The organism is Paenibacillus sp. G34 (assembly GCF_056856875.1).
Window position 1 is genome coordinate 361,822 of the sequence record NZ_CM166469.1, and the last position, 20,586, is coordinate 382,407.

A 20,586-nucleotide genomic window follows, 5' to 3' on the forward strand; every position below is an offset into this window, starting at 1 on the left:
TCATATCATGCCTATCTATAGATTTAATCTATGAAGATCAACAGAATTCATCTAAAAAGTTAATTCTCATTTTACAAACATAACAAACAACTCTCGAAGGCGGGCGTTAGACTGAGAACAGTACAAGAGCAGTATAAAGGGGATAAGCTCAAACAGAGCAACATAAACGAGATAAGCTAAAACCAAAAGCAACAGAAGAAATCGAAATAACAGAGAAACACAATAACAGATTAAAACAAGAGAGTAGTCCAAGGGATGCGCAAAAAAAGTTTAGTAAAGAGGACAGGCAGGGGTGCTTATGAAACTGGAGTTAACAGGAATTCAAAAATCATTTCATCAAACGCCTGCACTATTGCCCACCGATCTGACGCTTGAACACGGGAAATTCACCACCTTGCTTGGCCCTTCGGGCTGTGGCAAAACGACTTTGCTTCGTATGATCGCCGGGCTGGAACAGCCGGATGCGGGCGAGATTCGTGCGGATGGGGAGTACATCTACTCGGCGACAAAGCGGATCGATACACCGACACACAAGCGTAATCTGGGCATGGTGTTTCAGGATTTTGCATTATGGCCGCATATGACGGTATATGAAAATGTAGCTTTTGGGTTGAGAGCAGGCAAATACAAGTCTGATCTGCGGCAAAAAGTGAATGAAGCACTTGGCATGGTTCGCCTGCAAGGCATGGAGGAGCGGTATCCTCATCAGCTGTCGGGTGGACAGCAGCAGCGGGTTGCTTTTGCCAGAGCGGTAGCTGTGAAGCCGGGTGTCATTCTGTTTGATGAGCCACTCAGTGCACTAGATGCAGTGCTTCGGGAAGAGATGCGCATTGAGATGATGTCACTAGTACGCGATATGGGACTGACTGCGCTGTATGTGACGCATGATCAGATTGAGGCCATGTCGATGTCGGATGAAATCGTGGTGATGCAGAAGGGGGAGATTTTGCAAAAAGGTACCCCGGAAACGATCTACTCCGCGCCAAGTGACCCGTATGTCGCTTCGTTTATCGGAAAGTCCAACTGGCTCACGCCGAATGAATCTATGGTTCGTCCGGAACATGTCACCTGGAACAAAACAAGCCACGATGATCTGGGTTACCCCGGAATCATCCTCAGCGTCAGCTATGTGGGAGAACGCTACGAGGTGCGTGTGCAGATGGAAGGACTGGGCATGTGGACGGCATATGCGAATCACAGATTACGCGTTGGAGAGAAAGTGCAGCTCTATGTATCACCAGAACGAATCTGCCGGATGCAGGATCAGCAGCAACAGGATAGCCATTATGGGATGGATACACACCATGTGAATCCGAATCCGGGTGGGAAACAACAGAGAGAAATCATTGCCGCCGCCAACTAGAGGGTATCGCCAAAGTGAACCAAGTGCTAAGTGATACGTTCAAGTGCAGATATAAGTGATAAGAAAATAGAACAGAAGATATAGAAAATAGAACAAACAGTAGTGGCTTTTCTAATACGAATCTAAGGGAGATGGCATAAACATGTTCGGTAAGCAAACACGTAAAAAGAGTGCAACGCTTTTATTAACAGCAGTGATGAGTCTAAGTTTATTTGGATGCAGCACGGGGAACACAACAACTGGAAACGCAACACAGCCCGCAGGGGAAGGAAATGCAGCAGCGGCAGCGGAAGCGCCGAACAAAACAGCAGGCGGCAAACTGGTATTGTACAGTGCAGGGCCACAGAAGCTGGCAGACAATATCGTGAGTGGATTTACAGCGAAGACAGGCATTGAAGTGGAGATGTTCCAAGGCACGACAGGCAAAATTCTGGCTCGTATGGAGGCAGAGAAAGCGAATCCGGTTGCAGACGTGGTTATTCTGGCATCGTTGCCTTCGGCACAAGCGTTGAAGGCGGATGGACTCACCCTGCCTTACCCGGAAGCGGCTAATGCGGACAAGCTGAACAAGGATTGGTCGGATGCAGAAGGTAACTATTTTAGCAGCAGTGCATCGGCACTGGGGATCGTGTATAACAGCAAACTGGTGACTACACCGCCGAAGAGCTGGGCTGACCTGGCAACACCGACATGGAAGGATGCCGTGAACATTCCTGATCCAACCTTGTCCGGCTCTGCACTTGATTTTATCACGGGTTACTTGAGTGCCAATGGGGAAAAAGGATGGGATCTGCTGAACGCCTATAAAGCAAATGGTGTAGCGATGGCAGGAGCGAACCAGGAAGCTCTTGACCCGGTAATTACGGGTGCGAAAAGCATTGTGGCAGCAGGCGTCGACTACATGGCCTATTCTGCCAAAGCCAAAGGAGAACCACTGGATATCGTTTACCCTGAAGAGGGTACCGTGATTAGCCCAAGACCGGCGGCCATTCTGAAATCCAGCCCTAACGTAGAGAATGCCAAAGCATTTATCGACTATCTGTTGTCGGATGAAACACAGAAGCTGGTTACAGATGCTTACCTGATTCCAGGACGTGAAGATATCGAAGCAACCAACCGTGCCAATGTGAAGGATATTCCGCAACTGAAAGTGGATTGGAACTGGATGAGCGAGCATGGTGATGAAACCGCAGCACGTTTTTCCGAAACTTTTAAATAAGTGAACGCATGAGTGCTATGGATAAGCTGGCTAATGAGATTTTTTAAAGAACGGAGAGGACAGAAAAAACCTGGAGAAGCGAAGCGTTCGCCTTTATCACCGGATTTTCCCTTTAATAAAGGGAATCAAAAAATCTGGGGATAACAGCGATTGGAAGGTTATTCTGTCATCGGAGTGTGAGTAAAAATTATCTTTATTCAGCTTATGGAAGAACAAATACAGAAACGGTAGACAACAGGAGAGGCTGCTGTCTTAACGTGGAAAGTCATGTGAGGTGAGCGTAGTGAAACCTGTTGTAACAGATAACAACCGTATTTTTCGGAGAGTGGGCGTGGTGTTGGCCCTCTTTCTGCTGACAATCAGCATTGGCATGCCGCTTTTGCTGATCTTCTGGCAAAGTGTGTACCCGAACGGGCAGTGGGACTGGATGGCTCCGATTCGTACAATTACCGGGCATCATCTATCCGGTGTGTTGCTGAATTCCGTGTGGCTGGGCATCTGCGTGGTGGCGATGACAACGCTACTGGCGTTACCACTCGCTTGGATGATGTCCAAGACCCGGATGGGAGAGCATCGCTGGGTGGATGTCATCCTGATGATTCCGTTCATGACCCCGCCGTATATCGGCTCGATGGGATGGATTCTGTTTATGCAAAAAGGGGGATACCTTCAGCAATGGGTGCCCTCCTCTGCGAACTGGACAGAGCTGTTCTTCAGTTTCTGGGGCATGGTGATGATCATGAGTCTGCACTTGTTCCCCTTCCTCTATTTGTTGCTGCGGGATGCACTGATTCGTATCGGCGGCAATTTGGAAGAAGCGGGAGCCGTACATGGTGCACGTGCGGGATACCGATTCAGACGTATTATTTTACCCTTGTTGCTGTCGTCTTACGGGATGGGAATCATGCTGGTTTTCGTCAAAACGATTGCGGAGTTCGGTACACCCGCGACCTTCGGGCGCAAAATCGGTTATTATGTGATGACTTCCGAGATTCACAAATATATCTCCAGCTGGCCGATTGACTTCGGTAAGGCGACTTCACTGGCATCGGTGCTGCTGTCCGTCTGTCTGGTGATGTGGTACATGCAGTCGGCGATCAGCCGAAAATTCACATATCGTCTCGTGGGTGGTAAAGGACAACGCTCGAAGCGCTACTCCTTGCGGGGCTGGGCGGGGTGGTTATGCGGTGCATATCTGGCGATATTGTTGATACTGTCGATCGGCATTCCGTACTTTTCGATTATTGCAGCGTCCACGATGAAGCTGCGCGGAGCAGGTCTGGCTCTGGATAATCTGACACTGGAGCACTACCGGGAGCTATTATCCTGGGGCTCGGTGAGCATGAAAGCGATCGGAAACAGTCTGGGATTATCGCTGGCAGCTTCTACGGTGGCAGTGATCATTGGCACGGGATTTGCGCTAGCGATTGGCAAGTCGTCTTCATTTATGCAACGGGTCATCGACCTATTCAGTCTACTGCCAAACACCGTGCCAGGCATTGTTATGGTGGTCGGTCTAATTCTGTTCTGGAACTCCCCGTGGATGCCCGTGACGTTATACAACACATACGGTATGGTGGTGCTCACCTATGTTGTGCTGTTCCTGCCGTACACCGTGCAATATGTAAAATCAAGTTTTACCCAGATTGACGGCACGTTGTTTCAGGCGGGGCAGGTGTTCGGAGGCAAGCCACTGTACATTCTGCGGCGCATCCTTGTTCCGCTGATCCTGCCCGGCATGCTGGCAGGCTGGATGATGACCTTTACGATCGCAACGAGGGAACTGGTCGGCTCGCTGCTTATTCTTCCGCCGTCGATGCAGACGTCGGCGACGTATATTTTTGCACAGTTTGAACAGGGTCAGGTATCGCTCGGGATGGCAATGGCTGTAGTAACCGTTGGGATGACGGTGCTGATGTTGCTGGGGATCGAGATGCTGAATTCAAAGAGAAAGTGGAATGCTTCATGATCAAACTGAACGTATGGGGCGGTGCGGGCGAGCACGGACGTTCCGCCTATTTGCTTAGTGGAAGCCGTTATCGACTGTTGTTGGATTGTGGTGTGAAAAAAGAAGGAAAAGGCGAATATCCGCTCATCGAACCGGAGGTTGTGCCACAACTGGATGCCGTTTTATTATCCCATGCCCATGAGGATCACTCCGTTGCCATCCCGCTGCTCTACAAGCTGGGGTATACGGGGGAAGTGTGGACAACACACGAGACAAAAGAGCAGTTAACAACTTATTTTCGATCTTGGCGTAACAGTATGGAACGTGCGGGTCAATCCTTACCCTATGATGAAGCAGATGAAAACCGGATTCGCTATCGATTTTTAGAGGATGAGGCTGAGCGTGAGTACTGGTTTGAATTGTTACCTGGTGTATCAGTCATGTGGGGGCGCAGTGGACATTTGGCTGGATCAGTCTGGTTCGGGCTGGAGATGGAAGACAAGCGAATACTGTACTCTGGCGATTACACGTTGGAGTCTATGCTACTACAGGCAGATGATGTAGCTGACGGATTCAGGCAGGCTGATCTGAAGAGGCAAAGACTGAACGAGGTCATGCCCGTTGCTTCTGTAGTAGGTGGAGCGCAACGATTATCTTTGTCCAGCAAAGCATCCGTTACGAGTAGCAGGCAAGCCGTGAAGTACGCTCCTTTGGAAGCGCAAATGCAGGTGGCGGCACACAAATACCCACACAAAGACCAGTACAACGATCAACAAAAAGATCAACAGAAAGATCAACATATAGACCGAAAAGCAGACGAGCATAAGCTACCTATCCTCAGGCTGGATTTGGCTATTATCGATGCGGCCTATGGAACAGATCGTGATATACAGGCAGACAAGTTGCAACAGCTGGAAAGTGTTATTCAGAATGCTCTTCATCAAGGCGGAAAGGTTCTCTTGCCTATGCCTGCGGTTGGCCGAGGACAGGAACTGATCTTGTGGGCACAACAACGTTTTGCAGGTGTACCGTTGATTGTGGAGCAGAAGCTTGTAGAGGGCATGAAGCAGTTGCACCGTGCATCTTTTTGGCTTAGAGAGCGGGAAGGTGAGGTCACGGAAAGGGTGCCTGCTCATAGGATTGCAACATTTCTGAGCGGAGAAGGCTGGGAAAGAGTGAGTACGTCTGAAGAACGGACAAATTTGCTTGAAAAATTTGAAGCTTCGCTCTGGTTCATTCCGGATGGCATGATGCAGTCTTCACTCGCACGCTGGTATTACGGAATGTGGGCACCCGAGATGCAAAATCTGATTTTGCTCACGGGACATACTTCTGCCGGTACATTCTCACATCAATTGCTCGACAATCCGGAGCAATACGGCACATGCAGGGTGGAAAAGGTCCGATACAAGGTTCATCAAGGATGGAATGATGTGGAGCGGATGTTGAACCGGGTCTCTGCACGGCACAACGTGCTGGTTCATACCGATATTGCAGAGACTGAGCGGCTAAGACAGGGATTGCTCGTTGGACAATCTCGATCGGGTACGGATATTGACCTGTTATCTCCAGGGGATGAGTTAATCTTTTGAAGGAGAGCTTAACGATCACCTCAGTTTTGATTTCGAAAAGGATACGGACAAAGAATAGCTTGAACAGCCAAAAAGGCACCTTGTGTGCCTTTTTTGTCATATGGCTAATCCATTCATTTTTCAATTTCCTGGGGATGTGTCTGTTCTAAGGGGTATAGCCTGCTCTATTTATTGAACCTGAATATTACCTGATCGAGTTATCACGTGTACTTGATGTGTTCCCTGACCTGTAACCCCTTGTGATATATGTTTATTTTCGTTCATCTGCTGCCATTCAAGAGCAAAAGAACGCCTTCCGCTACGGGACTCGAGTGTCCAACTTACATCAGGTACAGGCTCCGCGATCCTTAGCGATATCTTACCACTGGTGGAGGCAAGGCGAATATCTGAAACAATACGGTCAGCGGTCAGTTCAATGGAGCCGCTAGTTCCATCCACTATCAGACTATTCTGAGGCCGAATAATGTTTACGGTTCCGGACGAACTGTTGATCTGCACGCTCCCCTCATAATGTAGAGGGATTTTGACGACCATGACGGGCTTGTTGGCCAAGTTAAAGATGCGGAACAGATGATTATTGGCTGCGATTCGAATGTGTTGTTGGCTTCGTTCTATTGTGAAAGCAGGTTTACGATCGGGAGCAGTGCTTGACACTTCCAACGAATCAAGGCCGGATACGGTTTCTATGGTTACGGGAGTACTACCGTTATTAATAGAAATGACTTTAGCTGTACCAAGCGGCATGGTCTGATTGTCTTTAAAAGGGGCATGAGGCGGATTGCAGGATACCAGAATGAGAAGCATACAAAGCCATACAGGCCAAACTTTTTTCATTAAATCACCTCGTAATAAGAAATGGATTAGGAACAGGGTGTGTTCATTCATCGTACGAGATGACGTTACGTAAGGATCAAGTTATTTTTGCATAATGATTAGGAGTTGAAGCTAACGTTACGTCATTTTATATAATAGTTTCAAGTCAAAAAGGTCTTATTTTGCAAATAGAAGGAGGTGTGAACATGAAAACTGGAGATGTCCTCATATACAGTTGTGTTATCATCGGGGCAGGCATCGGACTAACCATGGATTATGTATTTCCAGGTGTATTAATCGGGTTGGGTGCTGGTTATCTTCTGAAATATGTGTGGTCTGGAGAACAGAAAAACAAAGATACCTGAGCGAATTGTACAGGATGCCTGGGAGGTGAATGAACGCTGTATATTCATATTAATGAACTTGCACGTAAGACGGATATTACTGTAAGAACACTGCGGTATTATGATTCAATCGGTCTTTTAAAGCCATCCTCTAAGACAGAGGGTGGTCACCGTTTGTATGTAGAGAACGATCTAAAGAAGCTTCAGCAGATTCAGTTTCTCAAAGATTTGGGTTATGCGCTCAAAGATATCCAGGAGATGTTATCGGATGCGTCTTGGAATTGGGAGCATTCTTTGCGTAGTCAGCTGGATTACATTGTAGAAGAGCAACAACGGCTGAAATCGATGGAGGTCTCGATCAGGGAGATGTTGCACAGCTTAGTGCTGGAGCAGGGAGATCAGCATGAAGCGATCGAAAAGCTGATTCAACTCTCCAAACCCAATGTGGCCAAGCGGCCTTCTTTAAGAGAGGAATTATTTAGTCATGATGAAATGAAGATGTGGCGGAAGTTACCGCGGATGCGTGCAAACGATCCCCATTCGCTGGAGTGGATTGCACTGCTTGGGCAGCTTAAGAGTTATATGCATGAACCGCCTACACATGAGAAAGTACAGAACATTATCAGGCGAATGATGGAGAAGCAACGAGAGGACTTTGCAGGGCAGGATGATTTTTTAAACAAACTATGGGAGGCGAGGAAATCGGCTGAAGTTTCCGAAGAGCTTGGCTTCTACCCCTTGGAGCCTGAACTTTTAGATTATATGGAGGCGGCCTATGGCATTTTTATAACCAACGAAGGTGGAACAGCTGAATGAATGCTGAAATGTTGCTCTATGTTGGAGGTCTCGCATTTCTGGATATGTTAAGCCCAACAATTCTGGGGATAACCGTCTATTTGATGGCGTTGGGGCAAAGACAATTCGGTTCGCGATTGGCTGTGTATTTGCTGACCGTTGCGGTATTATACTTTCTCCTTGGCTGTATACTCATGCTGGCGATGGAGTTTGTACAAGATTATTTGAGTTCCTTTTTCCATAACAAGATTGCAAGTTGGTCGATATTTATCATTGGTGCGTTGTTGTTTGTGGTGAGCTTCTGGATTAAACCCAATTCTCGAAAAAATAATCGAATCCATTCTTTACGCTCTACTGGTACTGTGGGAGTAGTCTTAATGGGGTCTACAACGTTTTTGCTGGAAGCAGGCACAGCCTTACCATATTTCGGTGCAATAGGTCTCATGACAAGTAAGGGGCTTTCATGGTTGGAATGGTTGCCGATACTAATCAGTTACAATATTTTGATGATTATGCCGTCTGTGCTGATCTATCTGCTGTACATTTGGATCGGGTCATTCATTCAATACCACGTGGAGAAGTTGCATCGTAAGTTGGTTGAACATTCTATGCTCTCGTGGGTTATGTGCATAGCTGGACTTATTCTTATTTTCAACGTACTCGATTATTTGTAGCGTTTCGTCTATGTAGTAGAAAGAACAGATATAAGAAATATGGAGTGCGAGATAAAAGAAGTATATGAGAGTGTAATTAAATTTCATAATATAATTGACTTGTAAAATTTTATGTCATATACTGATTGAAATATGGACAGGACGGGGCAGGTGGAGCATCCGGTCTAGGGAGGTTGGCATACGTATGGACACACGAGGAGATATCAGCAGTTACCCGATGTGGGCAAAGTACCGTTCTAAACGGGAGCACCTGGTGATTGGATTGATGTCTGGCACATCGCTGGATGGAACGGATGCAGCACTGGTACATATTCAAACCGATGAGAGCGGAGCAATGCAACGGCTTGATCTCATTGATTTTGTCTGTACGCCATATACGAATGAGCTCAGAGAGAGGTTGATTCGCTTATGTTCTCCCGAAACAGCTCGAGTAGATGAACTGACAACAGCCCATTTTGGTGTATCCGAATGGTACGCACAGAGTGTTCAGGAGCTACTGCAATCCGCTGGAGTCTCCAGCGGACAAGTCGATGTAATCAGCATGCATGGGCAGACAATCTGGCATGCACCTGTTCCTTCTGCGTTTCCAAGCCCGTCTGGTAACGGCAATCTGAAAGTAATCTCCACACTGCAGATTGGTGAATGTGCTGTAGTGAGTGAGCGAACGGGACTGCCGGTTATCGGCAATCTGCGTGCTCGGGATATGGCGGCAGGCGGGGAAGGTGCTCCGCTCACTCCCTATGCGGATGCATTAATGTTCCGTAGTGCTACGGAAGGACGTCTGGTGCAGAACATCGGCGGGATCGGCAATGTGACTGTTCTTCCGGCAGGATCATCCGAGGCGGAGGTTTCGGCTTTCGACACAGGCCCAGGGAATATGGTGATAGATGCACTGGTTCGTCATGCTACCGAAGGGAAACAGCATTACGATCCGAACGGGAGTATAGCAGCGAAGGGAACCATGCACCCCGAGCTGGTGGCCTACTGCTTGAATGATGAGTACTTCCGTCGCCAACCCCCCAAGAGTACCGGACGTGAAGTTTATGGTGCAGATTATGCCAAGCGACTTATGAAATTTGCGGCATTGCAGGATCTGTCACTGGAAGATCTGTTAGCCTCCGCAACTTGGCTTACAGCAGAAACAATTGTGCGGGCTGTTGAAGATTTTGTGTTGCCCAAGACATCAATCTCGGCAATGCTTACCTGCGGCGGTGGTACTTCTAATGACACTCTAATGAAGATGATTCGCCAAAGACTGCCTGAATCGATACGCTTGGAGCGTACAGCAGATTATGGTGTTCCGGATGATGCCAGGGAAGCGATGGGATTTGCACTGCTTGGACATGAGACCTTGATGGGCAGAACAAATACACTTCCTCATGTAACAGGTGCGGCACATGCCGTTATTTCAGGACATCTAACGCTATAGTGGCCATTGAATTGTAAGGTAAGCTGTTCTCCAATTAGACGTGGCAATAAATATAAGATAGAATGCTTGTACAAGATGACAGTACGGAAAGGAGGAGCGGATGGAAGGTATGAAAGGTGGACTTGTACGTTTACGCGCATTGCTGGATGATCTGACTCCGTCAGAACGAAAGATTGGAGCTTACATTCTGGAACATCCCCAGGAGACAGTGCAGTCGTCCGTTGCGCAACTGTCTGAACGAAGTGGAGGCAGTCCGGCCGCCATTATCCGTCTGTGCAAATCACTTGGTGTAACAGGGTTTCAGGAGCTTAAGCTCAAAATTGCCGGGGATTTACAGACCAATGAGCAGTATCAATATACGGAGATTCGTCCTCAGGACTCGATGGAGAGTATTATTCAGCATGTGTCTACAAACAATATTCAATCGATCAAGGACACGGTTCATATTTTGGAACCAAGGCTTGTAGAGCAGGCGGTGAACATGCTGAATGAAGCAAATCGCATTTTTTTCTACGGCGTGGGGGCGTCTAATCTGATCGCACTGGATGCACATTACAAGTTCATGCGGATTAACCGAACCAGCTTTTCGTTCGCCGATCCACATATGCAGATTTCATCTGCGACGACGTTGCGTGAGGACGATGTTGTGGTCTGTATCTCTTATTCAGGCGAGACCTCCAATGTCATTTCCTGCCTGAAGCATGCTCGTGAAGGTGGTGCAGGAACGATCAGTATTACCAAGTGGGGCAGTAACACGCTGAGCAGTCTTGCGGATGTTCCTCTTATGATTACGTCGATGGAGAGCGATATTCGCAGTGGAGCTACCTCTTCACGCATTGCACAGCTTAACGTCATTGATATTCTTTATTTGGCTATTGCCAGCCGGGATTATAATCAGTCGGTGCAGTATCTGGAGAAGAGCAGACAGGCTATTTTGGAACACAAGTGAGTCCTGGGCTAGAATGAATGGATAACAGCAGCATATTTCCTAAGGAAATCCCTTGCAATCACATGCATCAGGGGTTTTTTTGATGAGAAAGTACTAGGGTGTATCTTGAAACCCACTGAATCGCATCTTTTACCCCCCTTTGCCCCCCTGCTAGGTCACTTCCCCTAGACTGCCCCGGCAAGCCTGCGTGGAACTTCCTTGCTTGGAACGAAAATTCGGCAAAATCTGCTTTCTTCAGAGTTAGTAGACACGTCCTGATGTACATCGGGAAAAATAAAACAAGAGAAAGCCCGCCTGTCGGCAGGGCTTCTCTCACCATGTTATAACCTATATTAGCGCCCAGAAAGCACGCTTATAACCCTCAAAAGACTTGTTGTTTCTGCTTCTCGAATATAAGCACTTGCTCTTTATCGATGCTCCATTAGGCAGAAGGCAGGCAGGTGGCCAGGGGCCTGATGTGGGGTACCCGTCGCGATTAATCTGAGCCTTTAATGGCATGGCGAACAAAACCGTCCGAAAGCTCCAGTCTGCGCGCGGCTTCCGTTGCGTCAACATCAGCCATCAGCATGACGATGGCTGTTTTGACATGTCCATCGGCTGCGGTAAAGGCATGTTCGATTTCGTTTTCCTTCGCCCCGGTCGCAAGCTGGATCATTCGTTTCGCACGATGCACAAGCTTTTCATTTGATGGATTGAGATCCACCATGAAATTACGATATACCTTACCCAGACGGATCATTGCCGTGGTTGTCAGCATGTTCAAAATCATTTTCTGGGCGGTACCTGCTTTCATTCGGGTTGATCCCATCACCACTTCCGGCCCCATAACTGCTTCAATGCTTACATCTGATAGTGTGCTCATAGGTGTATCCGCATTGTTACTCAAACTTATCACTACAGCACCGATCTGACGAGCATATTTCATCGCCCCGAGAACATATGGGGTACGCCCACTGGCTGCAATGCCAACGATAATGTCGTTCGGATGGAGTCCGTGCTGCTGCAGGTCAATGGCTCCGGCCTCTTCACTATCTTCCGCACCTTCCACCGGGTCTTTAACCGCTCGAAATCCGCCGGCGATAATACCCTGTACCATGGAAGAAGGAGTGCCATAAGTAGGCGGGCACTCCGATGCGTCCAGAATACCGAGTCGGCCACTTGTGCCTGCGCCCACATAAAACAATCTTCCACCAGATTGAAAACTGACGACAATATGGTCAGCTGCTTGGGCAATGACTGGAATCAGTGGCTGAATAAGCTCACCGATCTGGCGATCCTCGCGATTGATTAATTCCATGATCTCTGCCGAAGGCAGCTGATCGATATGATCTGTGTGCGGGTTAGGCTGTTCTGTCACTAAAGAGTTAAGTGTATGATTCATCCGTAAGCCCTCCTTTTTTGTTAACATCATTCTGCCAAATGGCATTTCTGTCTTGCCAGCAGGGCTGCACCCACTGCCGGAGCAGGAGCATCTTCCAGACAGACGATCTGCTGTGATTCATACATTTCGGCAAGCTGTTGCACAAAGGTATCCCGAAATAGGGGAGAATTGCGGAATATGGACCCGGAAAGTGCCATAGGAGCAGTGCGAAAGGATACGCGTTGCCTGATGAGTGCTTTGGCTGTTTCCGCCAGTTGGCGAGCCTCATCTATTAGAAGTACACGTGCTGCCTCATCTCCTGCGTAAGCAGCCTCTATCGTCAGGCGAGCGATGGAAGCTGTATTCGATTTGGTCCAATCGGGCTGGTAGACAAGCTGCTTCAGGTCCGGCGCATGCTTCACATGGAGTTCTTGCTGCACAAGTAACGTCAGTGCGGTTGGCGGTAGAACGCCATCGTAGCTCTGCATCACCGCTTGCAGGGTTCGCTGGCCAATTCGGTAACCACTCCCTTCATCACCGAGCAGATGTCCCCATCCCCCTGCCCGGCATACTTCCCCTTCCGGTGTAATGCCATAGACGATAGAGCCAGTTCCTGAAATAGAGAGCAGACCGTGAGGTTGCCCGAGAGAGGCCATCAGTGCGATTTCTCCCTCTGAAACAACCCAAACAGCACATGAGTTACTATTAGAGTCCAACGTATTTTTCTTGTTTTTCATATAGTCCTGTACGTGGGAAGTAATCCATTGCCGCTCTTGGCTTTCGGATATACCTGACATACCTAGGCAGATAATTTCACAATTTAATAAAAAATTTATATTAGATGAAAATAGAAGATCCAATATACGTAGTAACTCCATTACGGCTTCTTGAGGCGATACACTATGTGGGTTTGTTGCACCGCCACGGGCTGTTGCCAGAATGTCCCCGGATTCAGAAATGATTGCTGCATCAGTTTTGGTACCGCCTCCATCAATTCCTGCGTATACTCGCAACGTGCTCACCTCGGTAGGGTTTATTTTCTTTTTTTCATAGTATAGAGGCTGAATTCAAAAAAGTAAAATTAAATTTTATAATAAAAATTATTGTTGAATTTTTATTTTACAGCTCATATAATGAATTCAATCAGCAATTTAGGAAGATTCAATACGATCCATGTTAATAAAACTAACGTATATGTTACATTCGGTATGATCAGACTTTTTCAACAGGTCGATCTCTAAGGAGGTGCAGATTCCGGGTTGCACGCTAACTGTGAGGAAACGGTAAGGGAATGCAAGATGCAAGAAGCACCAGAAGGCACCAGAAGAGCATTGTTACGAATTACTCAGTAAGAATCGCTAGAAAACATCATCAAGACGCACCATCAAAAAGCTTCATCGGCAAGGCATCATGACAAGGGGCATGGGACGCGAGAAGACGATATGCAAAAGGGGATGAAGGATATGAAGAGGAAGGGTCTTGTTTTGGCAATGGTGTTAATGATGGTCTGGATTACTGCCTGTGGCAACAGCGGCGGAGCGGCATCGAATGATCCGGGTGCAAATGACACTGTAACGGTGTGGACTTACCCGGTACATGGCACGTATGAGGATGAATTGAAGGACTTGATTACCGATTTCAATAAGGAACACCCGAATATCACCGTTAAAACAGAATTGCTCTCCTGGGCTGAGGGCCCCAAGAAATTTGATGTTGCATTAAATGCGGGGAATCCGCCAGATCTATACTTCCATAGTGTGGACGGTACATATGTGAATACCGGACTCGCTCTGGAGCTGGATCGTTACCTGATACCTGAGATCAAAGATGACTATTTGCCTGGTACGCTGGAGCTTGGTCAGATTCAAGGAAAACAGTACGGACTGCCTCTCTATCAATTCCAGTGGGCTTGGGGTGGTAACAAACGCATTCTCGAAGAAGCCGGCATTGACTGGCAGGCGATCCAAAAAAACGGCTGGACCTGGTCAGAGTTTAACGAAGCGGCTGCCAAGTTAACGAAAACACTCGAGAACGGAAGTAAACAATATTCACTGGTAACAGATGGTACTTCTCTTGATTTTATCGAAATGTTATCCCGCAACAATGGCATGATTGATGTGCTGGACGAAAGCGGGAAATTCCAGTGGAACGATGGGCGCATTCTGGACACGCTCTCTTTTATTAAAAATCTGATGGATCAGGGATATATGCCGAAAGAAACGGCAGCACTTGCCCCGGCGAAGCGGACAGACATGTTCTATGCGGGTGAAACGGCAATCATCTCGAAGGCGATTCCTTATTACGACGTTATGATTCAGAACCGTAACAAAGATATTGATGCAGGCAAGGTGCAGGGAGAAAAGATTGATTTTGTATTGCTGCCTGTACCGCACAATGACAATCAGCCTGCGGCAACGACGATGGGTGGCGAAGGGTATGTGGCCTTTAAACAGAAGAAGGATAAGGGCGAACAACATGCTCAAAATACGTTCCTCGTAATGGAGGCACTAAGTGGTGCCAAAGCAGGTAACTCAGCTAATGAGCTGGCGCTTCCTTTTGTAAGACAGTCTCAAGCTGATCTGTTCAAAGGCAAGGAGCTAGGGCAGCAGGTCAACTTGGATGCAGCCAAAGAAATGGCGAAACACATTGCAATGCCGGTCGTGCTCAAGCTGGATATCGACAAGGCTTCACAGCAGAAACAGTTCAAGGAACAGGTCGTGAAACCTAATATTCAAGCTCTCTTCTCCGGTGAGAAAACACCTGAGCAGATTGCAGAAGATTTCAAAGGCAAAGGGCAACAGATGTTTGGGCAATAACGGGCAATAAGTTGAAACCATCTCATCATCAAGCAACAACAGATTGATTCGGAGAGGAGGATTCGCCATGCAGACCGCCCTTGCGCCGGAACCTGCACCCCGGCATTCCCGGGTTGTCCGGTTCTGGCGAGATTACGGGTGGGCGTATTTGTTTATTTTGGCGCCTGTCCTGCTATTTCTCGTTTTTACACTGTACCCCGTACTAACAGCACTTGTTATGAGCTTTCAGAAATACAACATCATGAATTCTACGTGGGTGGGACTGGACAATTACGAACGTCTGGTGAAGGATGAAACTTTCTGGAAGTCGATTAAAAACACCGTCATTTTCACACTTGGGACAGTACCCGTCAACATCCTGATTACATTTGTGCTCTCGTATTTTATCTTCCAGATGAAAAGCAAATGGCAAACGTTCTTCAAGGCCACACTTTATCTGCCTGCGGTAGCATCGGGAGTGACGATCTCGATCGTGTGGCTCGCCATTTTTGACCCGACAGATTCGGGACTGCTCAATCGATTCCTCCATTTATTTGGTCTTGACCCGGTGATCTGGCTAGGGCAGTCGGGTACCGCACTCTTTTCCCTCATTCTGATGAACTGGCTTGGATCTCACGGTGCAGGCATCATTCTGTATCTTGCAGCTATGGGCGGCATCCCGAAATCGCTGTATGAGGCTGCCGATATCGATCATGCAAGCGGATGGACGCAGTTTAGCAAAATTACGTGGCCTCTTTTGAAACCAACCACACTGTATCTGCTCGTCACGGGTGTAATTACGTCATTTCAGGTGTTTATCTCCGTGTATCTGATGACTCAAGGCGGGCCGAACTTTGCGACGACAACCATTGCATATTTAATCTATGAGACAGCCTTCAAGTTCTACGAGTTCGGACTGGCTTCGGCACAATCTTTTGTGCTGGCACTCATCATTATTGTCATCTCCGTTATGCAATTCAAATATTTCGCCAGTGATATCGAGTATTAAAGATGAAGTAAAAAGGATTACGTGTTAAATATGGCTTTCATTAGGCATCCGGGGGTGAATGCAACGTATGAATTCAACACGAAAAAAGATGCTGCTTGTGATTGCATCTGTACTATTGGCTGGTTGGGCACTGGTTACCATCATTCCAATGTATTGGATGCTGGTAGGATCCGTGCAGGATACAACGATGTCGGCTTCGTTTAAACCTCAGATGATTCCAGAGCAGTTGTCGATGTCGCCGTATGAACGCTTTTTTGCCAAAACGGATGCATGGCGCTGGCTCTATAACTCGCTGCTGATCTCTGTTATTTTGACGGTGACCAATGTTTTCTTTGCCTCGCTGGCGGGATATGCATTCGCTAAACTGAAATTCCCGGGCAGTCAGGCTGTATTCTGGGTATTGCTTGGAACGATGATGATTCCTGCGCAGGTAACATTGATTCCGCTTTATATTCTGATGGTCAACGTATTTGATCTCGGAGATACGTATACGGCCATTATTCTGCCAGCAGCGGTCAGTGTGGGCAATATCTTTCTGATGAAACAGTTTATGTCCACCTTGCCAACATCGCTGATCCATGCGGCCCGAATCGATGCCTGTAGTGAGTTCGGTATCTTCTGGAAGGTTATTCTGCCGATGGCTAAACCGGGGATTGCGGTGCTTGCAATTTTCACCTTTGTCGCGTCTTGGAACGAATTTTTCTGGCCCTTCCTGATCACCAATTCCAATGAAATGCGTACGATTCAGGTTGGACTGGCTTCATTTGTTTTTGCTGAATCTACTGACTTCGGTGCCATGATGGCAGGAGCTACAATAGGCGCATTGCCGATGATTATTCTGTTCTTTTCACTTCAGCGTTATTTCCTGCAGGGGATTACGATTGGTGCGGTGAAGGGGTAAATATGATGATTGAACGTGGACCTTGGGATTGGGTTTGCGGATCGCAAGTCTGAATGCATTCCGTTCTGGGAAAGTGACAATGTAAAGGGGGATCACCTATGGCACGCGTGGAGTTTCGCCAAGTGCGTAAAGAGTTCAAAGACGACCATAAAGGAACGTTCACGGCAGTCGCCGGTTCGGACTTTGTTATAGAGGATAAGGAATTTGTCGTGTTTGTCGGTCCTTCCGGCTGCGGTAAAACAACCTCACTGCGCATGATCGCAGGGCTTGAAAAACAAACCAGCGGGGATATCGTTATCGGGGATCGGATCGTGAATGATCTGCATCCCAAGGACCGTGATATCGCCATGGTCTTTCAGGATTATGCATTGTATCCGCACATGACCATTCGGGAGAATCTGTCCTTTGGACTGAAAAACCTCAAGAAACCGAAGTCCTATATTGACGAGCAAGTACAGAACGCTGCATCGATCTTGGGTTTGGAAGCTATGCTGGAGCGTAAGCCGCGTGAGTTGTCTGGAGGACAGCGTCAGCGTGTCGCTGTAGGGCGGGCGATTGTGCGTGATCCACAAGTCTTTCTATTCGATGAGCCGCTCTCGAATCTGGATGCGAAACTGCGTGTGCAGATGCGCGTAGAGCTGGGTGAGCTGCATAAAAGGCTTGGTGCAACGATCGTATATGTTACGCATGACCAAGTGGAGGCGATGACACTTGGGGAGCGGATCGTCGTGATGAATCATGGGGACATTCAGCAGGTTGCCTCACCGAAGGAGTTATATGCCAGTCCGCGCAATATGTTTGTAGCCGGATTTATCGGCTCACCTGCCATGAACTTCATCGATGCTCACATTGAAGGCACACAAATAAAGGTGGAAGGTGCAGCTTTCACGCTGCCGGCTGATGTCCTACAACGATTAAGCGAATATCAGGGCAAACGAGTCATTCTTGGACTGCGTCCAGAACATATTTTTGGTGACGATGCCGCATTTAATGTCCCGAAGGATCACACGTTACAGGCACGTGTAGATGTAGTAGAGCACCTCGGGTCGGAAAATCTGCTCTACTTCCATCTGGGGAACCGAACTGTAACGGCCAAGGTTCATCCCGAGACTCATGCTTACGTAGGTATGGACAAAACTTTTGTACTGGATATGCGCAAAGCACACTTCTTTGACCCGGAGACGGAGATAGCGATTGGTCACCACTAGGAATCGATTGTGATAAGCATCAGAATCACGCTCTTTACGAATAACAGCTTGTAGTAATCACAGAGGGGAGAATACCTATGCGTAAACTGAGTGAAGTGCTGGTTAAGTCAGGGGTGGAGATCTACCGGGATATTATTTCTGTAGCATTGTACAGTGCCGGGGGCTCCTTACTGCTCGTTCCGATCCTGATGTTTGCACCGATACCGGTAGCTGTGCTGCTGTTAGCTATCATCTACATGCCAATCTTGTTTGGTGTCTGCTATGCGGTACATCATCGACTGGAGCGGAAAGAGCGCCGCAATGGACTGACTGATCTATGGGAAGGTACGTTGAAGGGACTGCTTCCAGGAGGGGTGACAGGGCTGCTGTTTGCACTACTCGGTTTCATCCTCTGGTCAACCTGGTGGTATTATGGCGGACGTGGCAGTATGGCGGGCATAGCGGTAGGGATGTTTCAGACGTTCTTTGTCATTCTGGCACTCATTTCACAGTTCTACACCTGGCAGCTCATTCTGCAAAAGGGAATGGGCACTCTTCAGGCAATGGGTGAGAGTGTGAAGCTGTTTTTTCGTTATCCGGGTTATACGGTAGCAGCCTGTTTTCAGATTGTATTGCTTACAGCGTTACTTATGCTAACGGTTGTAGGGTTCGGGGCATTATTTGCAGGTATGTTTGCCATCTATCAGCATAAAGCTACACTTAATCTGATCGAGCCTGAGGAAGAATCGATCTCGTCATCCAGTGGGAACGATCATCAGCAGACAGGGTGGCTGAGCGAAGGTCATGTATCATGAGTGTGAAAACGGGAGCGGATGTGCTAGCGGAGGGAAGCGCTCATCCCTGGTTATCCGGTGATGCACGCATTGGCTTGGTGACGAATCCGACAGGGATGACGGCAGACTTTGTGTCTACGGTGGATGTTTGTGCTGGTCTCGCAGATACCCGGCTTATGGCACTCTTCGCGTGTGAGCATGGACTGAACGGAGAGCTGCAGGCAGGTGTTCCTTTTGCAGATTCAGTGCATCCCCGTTATGGCATACCGGTATATAGCTTGTATGGTACACACAAAAAGCCGCTACCCTCCATGCTGGCCGAGGTGGATACGATCCTTTTTGATATTCAGGATGTGGGTGTGCGGTATTATACGTACGCTTCAACGTTATTCCAGATGATAGAGGCGTGCGGCGAAGCAGGAAAACAGTTGCTGGTACTGGATCGGCCTAATCCGCTTGGCGGTATGGAGGTGGAGGGCGGTTTGCTACAGCAGGGATTCGAATCCTTCGTGGGTGCCTGGACCACACCAATTCGTACGGGCATGACGATTGGTGAGCTGGCCTTGCTCGTCAATGCCGAGCATTCCAAACCCTGTTCATTGGAAGTGATTGCCATGAAAGGTTGGCAGCGCAGGATGAGTTTTGCAGAAACTGGCCTACCCTGGATGATGCCATCACCCAACATGCCAACCGTGGATACTGTGCGTGCGTATGCTGGAACCTGCCTGTTTGAAGGCACCAACGTGTCAGAGGGTCGAGGTACAACCAGGCCATTTGAATGGATTGGTGCTCCGTGGATCAACGGTGAACAGTTAGCAGATGCCATGCAGAAGCATAGATTGCGTGGGGTTCATTTTCACCCGGTGTATATGACACCAGCCTTTTCGAAACACGCAGGTGAGCTGTGCGGGGGTGTGCGGATTTTTGTTACGGATGAAACGGAATTTCGTTCGGTGGAAACCGGTTTGCTGCTTTTGCATGAGATCGCTGCGGGATATTCCGAGCAGTTTGAGTGGCTTGAACCTCCGCGTGAAGGCTCCAGATATTTTATTGATTTGCTTACTGGGGGTGCAGAGGTTCGTGACGTCATTGATGACAGTGAACGCTTATCCGATCTAATGGCACTTTGGCGTGAGCAGGAGCAAATGTGGCGGGAACGACAGAATCCTTTTTTGATATACGAATAGAGGAATAGGATTTCGACATGTAGAGATGTATGAAATTGAACAGGGATACAGGAACAGAGCAGAGATGAAAGGATAATGAAAGGTATGAAATTATAGATGAGCATGTACAGAGATTAGCATAAGAGAGCACAGGAGAGTACAGGGAGAGCGCGGGAAAAGTAAAATGAGAGCATAGACAAGTATGACCCCGCTTGAGGTGAAGGGTGGATGTTCATGGGAGGAGGGCA

General features: G+C 48.0%; 18 protein-coding genes. 15 read left to right on the top strand and 3 right to left on the bottom strand.

Annotated features, from left to right (window positions below; translation table 11 throughout):
- The first annotated feature begins 298 nt into the window (after positions 1-298).
- From AC1VYS_RS01760 to AC1VYS_RS01775, 4 genes are all read left to right on the top strand, one after another.
- On the top strand, positions 299-1,363 hold the full coding sequence (locus AC1VYS_RS01760; RefSeq protein WP_482912734.1) for an ABC transporter ATP-binding protein: 1,065 nt from the start codon (positions 299-301) through the stop codon (positions 1,361-1,363).
- A gap of 142 nt (positions 1,364-1,505) precedes the next feature.
- Positions 1,506-2,582 (top strand): ABC transporter substrate-binding protein, encoded by a 1,077-nt coding sequence (locus tag AC1VYS_RS01765; protein WP_482912735.1) that lies wholly within the window; start codon positions 1,506-1,508, stop codon positions 2,580-2,582.
- A gap of 370 nt (positions 2,583-2,952) precedes the next feature.
- Positions 2,953-4,551 carry an ABC transporter permease gene (locus tag AC1VYS_RS01770; protein WP_482914880.1) on the top strand — a complete coding sequence of 533 codons (1,599 nt, stop codon included), beginning with the start codon at positions 2,953-2,955 and terminating at the stop codon, positions 4,549-4,551.
- Positions 4,548-6,122, top strand: a complete 1,575-nt coding sequence (locus AC1VYS_RS01775; protein ID WP_482912736.1) for an MBL fold metallo-hydrolase — start codon at positions 4,548-4,550, stop codon at positions 6,120-6,122. Before AC1VYS_RS01770 ends, AC1VYS_RS01775 begins: the two co-directional genes overlap by 4 nt.
- A 168-nt stretch (positions 6,123-6,290) precedes the next feature.
- Here AC1VYS_RS01775 and AC1VYS_RS01780 read toward each other — a convergent pair whose 3' ends face one another.
- Complete coding sequence (locus AC1VYS_RS01780; protein WP_482912737.1) at positions 6,291-6,956, bottom strand: DUF4097 family beta strand repeat-containing protein; 666 nt, start codon at positions 6,954-6,956, stop codon at positions 6,291-6,293.
- Between the two features lie 185 nt (positions 6,957-7,141).
- Between AC1VYS_RS01780 and AC1VYS_RS01785 the strand changes: the two genes are divergently transcribed.
- The 5 genes from AC1VYS_RS01785 to AC1VYS_RS01805 all read left to right on the top strand — a co-directional run bounded on the left by AC1VYS_RS01785 (position 7,142) and on the right by AC1VYS_RS01805 (position 11,126).
- Positions 7,142-7,300: a hypothetical protein gene (locus AC1VYS_RS01785; RefSeq protein ID WP_167375708.1), complete on the top strand. Its 159-nt coding sequence runs from the start codon at positions 7,142-7,144 to the stop codon at positions 7,298-7,300.
- Between the two features lie 42 nt (positions 7,301-7,342).
- A complete protein-coding gene (locus AC1VYS_RS01790) occupies positions 7,343-8,095 on the top strand; it encodes a MerR family transcriptional regulator (RefSeq protein WP_482914881.1) in 753 nt (250 codons plus the stop codon).
- A complete protein-coding gene (locus tag AC1VYS_RS01795; RefSeq protein WP_482912738.1) occupies positions 8,092-8,748 on the top strand; it encodes a GAP family protein in 657 nt (218 codons plus the stop codon). Before AC1VYS_RS01790 ends, AC1VYS_RS01795 begins: the two co-directional genes overlap by 4 nt.
- A gap of 184 nt (positions 8,749-8,932) precedes the next feature.
- Positions 8,933-10,177, top strand: a complete 1,245-nt coding sequence (locus AC1VYS_RS01800; RefSeq protein ID WP_482912739.1) for an anhydro-N-acetylmuramic acid kinase — start codon at positions 8,933-8,935, stop codon at positions 10,175-10,177.
- Between the two features lie 109 nt (positions 10,178-10,286).
- Positions 10,287-11,126 carry a MurR/RpiR family transcriptional regulator gene (locus AC1VYS_RS01805; RefSeq protein WP_482914882.1) on the top strand — a complete coding sequence of 280 codons (840 nt, stop codon included), beginning with the start codon at positions 10,287-10,289 and terminating at the stop codon, positions 11,124-11,126.
- A 475-nt stretch (positions 11,127-11,601) separates the two neighbouring features.
- Here the strand turns inward: AC1VYS_RS01805 and murQ are convergent, their stop codons facing one another.
- Complete coding sequence (murQ, locus tag AC1VYS_RS01810) at positions 11,602-12,507, bottom strand: N-acetylmuramic acid 6-phosphate etherase (protein ID WP_482912740.1); 906 nt, start codon at positions 12,505-12,507, stop codon at positions 11,602-11,604.
- Positions 12,508-12,533: 26 nt separating this feature from the next.
- Positions 12,534-13,499, bottom strand: coding sequence for an N-acetylglucosamine kinase (locus tag AC1VYS_RS01815; RefSeq protein ID WP_482912741.1), 966 nt, complete (start codon positions 13,497-13,499; stop codon positions 12,534-12,536).
- Positions 13,500-13,949: 450 nt separating this feature from the next.
- On the opposite strand from AC1VYS_RS01815, the gene AC1VYS_RS01820 reads away from it, so the two are divergent.
- The 6 genes from AC1VYS_RS01820 (at position 13,950) to AC1VYS_RS01845 (ending at position 20,359) form a co-directional block, all read left to right on the top strand.
- The gene (locus AC1VYS_RS01820) at positions 13,950-15,302 is read left to right on the top strand and encodes an ABC transporter substrate-binding protein (protein WP_482912742.1); all 1,353 of its coding nucleotides are present in this window, start codon (positions 13,950-13,952) and stop codon (positions 15,300-15,302) included.
- Between the two features lie 67 nt (positions 15,303-15,369).
- Positions 15,370-16,290, top strand: coding sequence for a carbohydrate ABC transporter permease (locus AC1VYS_RS01825; RefSeq protein WP_482912743.1), 921 nt, complete (start codon positions 15,370-15,372; stop codon positions 16,288-16,290).
- Between the two features lie 67 nt (positions 16,291-16,357).
- Positions 16,358-17,191 carry a carbohydrate ABC transporter permease gene (locus AC1VYS_RS01830; RefSeq protein WP_482912744.1) on the top strand — a complete coding sequence of 278 codons (834 nt, stop codon included), beginning with the start codon at positions 16,358-16,360 and terminating at the stop codon, positions 17,189-17,191.
- A gap of 98 nt (positions 17,192-17,289) precedes the next feature.
- A complete protein-coding gene (locus tag AC1VYS_RS01835) occupies positions 17,290-18,399 on the top strand; it encodes an ABC transporter ATP-binding protein (RefSeq protein WP_482912745.1) in 1,110 nt (369 codons plus the stop codon).
- 77 nt (positions 18,400-18,476) lie between these two features.
- Positions 18,477-19,193, top strand: coding sequence for a hypothetical protein (locus tag AC1VYS_RS01840; protein WP_482912746.1), 717 nt, complete (start codon positions 18,477-18,479; stop codon positions 19,191-19,193).
- Positions 19,190-20,359: an exo-beta-N-acetylmuramidase NamZ family protein gene (locus tag AC1VYS_RS01845; protein WP_482912747.1), complete on the top strand. Its 1,170-nt coding sequence runs from the start codon at positions 19,190-19,192 to the stop codon at positions 20,357-20,359. The genes AC1VYS_RS01840 and AC1VYS_RS01845 overlap by 4 nt, the downstream gene beginning before the upstream one ends.
- Positions 20,360-20,586: the final 227 nt, after the last annotated feature.